Source organism: Citrobacter sp. wls718 (genome assembly GCF_005280945.1).
In the GTDB taxonomy this organism is placed as follows: domain Bacteria; phylum Pseudomonadota; class Gammaproteobacteria; order Enterobacterales; family Enterobacteriaceae; genus Citrobacter; species Citrobacter gillenii.
The window spans coordinates 30,075-32,177 of the sequence record NZ_SZWV01000044.1 but is presented as its reverse complement, the minus strand read 5'-3'; the positions used below and the strand labels follow the sequence as shown (position 1 = coordinate 32,177).

Sequence of the window (2,103 nt, the reverse complement as noted above, 5' to 3'; positions counted from 1 at the left end):
ATCATACACTAAATCAGTAAGTTGACAGCATCACCTAATTGCCGAACAGAATACCGAATGCGTTATTGGTAGCGCTTTTTGCCTCATCATAAATAATGAAGAAGTGAGGTTTTCGGTAAATATGGATTCCCTGTCACGTAGTGGTGTAAGGGTCAGTCCAGACGTATTGATGCTTGCACGGAATAATAAGGATGGATAAGGGTATTTCTCCCATAACACGCCCAACGTTCAAACGGACACTACGGCGTATCAGCATCGTCAGCGTTCTGGTCACTATGACGCTGATCTGGCTGCTGCTGAGCATTTCTTCCGTGCTGGCACTCAAACAATATGCGCAAAAAAACCTCGATCTGACCGCCGCGACCATGACCCGATCGCTGGAAGCCTCGCTGGTGTTTTCTGATAGCGTTGCAGCAAACGAAACGTTGGCTGCGCTAGGGCAACAGGGGCAATTCTCCGTTGCCGAAGTACGCAATAAAAATCAAAAGGTGATCGCCACCTGGCGCTATGACGCCCAGGATACAACAGAAAAGATTAGCGGTCTGATCAGTCACTGGCTATTCCCACAGCCGGTGACAAAGCCTATTTTGCACAATGGCAACGTCATTGGGGAAGTGCGCCTGACAGCCCGCGACAGCGTCATTAGCCATTTCATCTATCTGTCACTGGCTGTGCTTACCGGATGCATTTTACTGGCCTCCGGTATTGCATTAATGCTCACCCGCTATTTGCACAATGGCGTTGTTGAAGCGCTGCAAAATATTACCGAGGTGGTGCACGACGTTCGCACCAACCGCAACTTCTCACGCCGCGTGTCTGAAGAACGCATTGAAGAGTTTCATCTGTTTGCCCAGGACTTTAATAGTCTGCTGGATGAGATGGAAGAGTGGCAACTGCGCCTGCAAGCCAAAAATGCTCAGTTGTTGCGCACCGCGCTGCACGATCCCCTGACCGGACTTGCTAATCGCGCCGCATTTCGTAGCAGCATTAACGCGTTGATGAACGACGAATCCGCTCACAGCAGCTCGGCGTTGTTATTCCTTGATGGCGATAATTTTAAATTTATTAATGATACCTGGGGGCATGCAGCAGGAGACCGGGTATTGATTGAAGTTGCTAAAAGGCTGGCCGAGTTTGGTGGCAATCACCATCAACCGTACCGGCTCGGAGGCGATGAGTTTGCGATGGTGCTATACAGCGTGCATTCGGAGAATGAAGTTCAGCGTATCTGCGCGGCACTATCGCAAGAGTTTAACCGTCCATTTGACCTTCACAATGGTCATCTGGCAAGCATGACGCTAAGCATTGGGTTTGCGCTGACGTGGGAACATGCCTCTGCCGAGAAATTACAAGAACTCGCCGATCACAATATGTATCAGGCTAAACATTTGCGTTCTGAACGCATTATTAAAAAATAAGGAATTACACACATGCTGAAACGTCTATTATCGCCATTTATTCTTATCATACTGATTCTGGCTGGCTGTCAGGCCCCTCAGGGTAAATTCACCCCTGAGCAAGTTGCAGCCATGAAATCATACGGCTTTACCGAAGCATCTGGCGACTGGTCGCTGGGTCTGTCTGATACCATTTTGTTTGATAAAAATGACTATAAGCTGCGTCCTGAAAGTGAAAAACAGATCCAGGAAATGGCAGCTAAACTGGCGGCTACCGGCCTGAATCATGCGCGTCTGGATGGTCACACCGATAACTACGGCGAAGACAGCTATAACGAAGCACTGTCGCTTAAGCGAGCTAACGTCGTGGCAGATGCCTGGGCTCAGGGTGCCAACATCCCACGCACCAATCTGACAACTCAGGGATTAGGCAAAAAATACCCGATTGCCAGTAACCAGAGCTCAAAAGGCCGTGCCGAAAACCGCCGCGTTGCGGTCGTCATCAGCACGCCTTAATGTCTTACTCGACTGACTGCGCCAACAGATTTTGCGACATTTTGTACCAGCGCAGCCAGTCAATCATCATAAACAGCAGCAGGCTTACGCCCGCTACCGGCATCGCCATCCCCAGCACGCCAGCCACTACCAGCACCGCACATCGCCCCTTCCCGTTGAGCATCAGCCAACACTGCACCAGCGTTTGTGC

2 protein-coding genes and 2 pseudogenes are annotated in these 2,103 nt (G+C 50.2%); 3 read left to right on the top strand and 1 reads right to left on the bottom strand.

The features are described from left to right. Nucleotides 1–34 precede the first annotated feature (34 nt). The 3 genes and pseudogenes from FDW95_RS08800 to FDW95_RS08790 form a co-directional block, all read left to right on the top strand. Nucleotides 35–199, top strand: a pseudogene (locus tag FDW95_RS08800) (YfiR family protein); the annotation flags it as partial. Further along, nucleotides 192–1,418 (top strand): diguanylate cyclase DgcN, encoded by a 1,227-nt coding sequence (dgcN, locus tag FDW95_RS08795; RefSeq protein WP_115257739.1) that lies wholly within the window; start codon nt 192–194, stop codon nt 1,416–1,418. The pseudogene FDW95_RS08800 and the gene dgcN, both read left to right, overlap by 8 nt. 12 nt (nt 1,419–1,430) lie before the next feature. Then, on the top strand, nt 1,431–1,913 hold the full coding sequence (locus FDW95_RS08790; RefSeq protein WP_096756098.1) for an OmpA family protein: 483 nt from the start codon (nt 1,431–1,433) through the stop codon (nt 1,911–1,913). A gap of 4 nt (nt 1,914–1,917) precedes the next feature. Here the strand turns inward: FDW95_RS08790 and FDW95_RS23650 are convergent. Further along, nucleotides 1,918–2,103 (bottom strand): annotated as a pseudogene (locus tag FDW95_RS23650) (PepSY domain-containing protein); the annotation flags it as partial.

What these genes read in the sequence shown, in the direction of transcription:
- FDW95_RS08790 (WP_096756098.1), top strand. Translation starts at nt 1,431, where the DNA reads ATGCTGAAACGTCTATTATCGCCATTTATTCTTATCATACTGATTCTG.
- dgcN (WP_115257739.1), top strand. Translation starts at nt 192, where the DNA reads ATGGATAAGGGTATTTCTCCCATAACACGCCCAACGTTCAAACGGACA.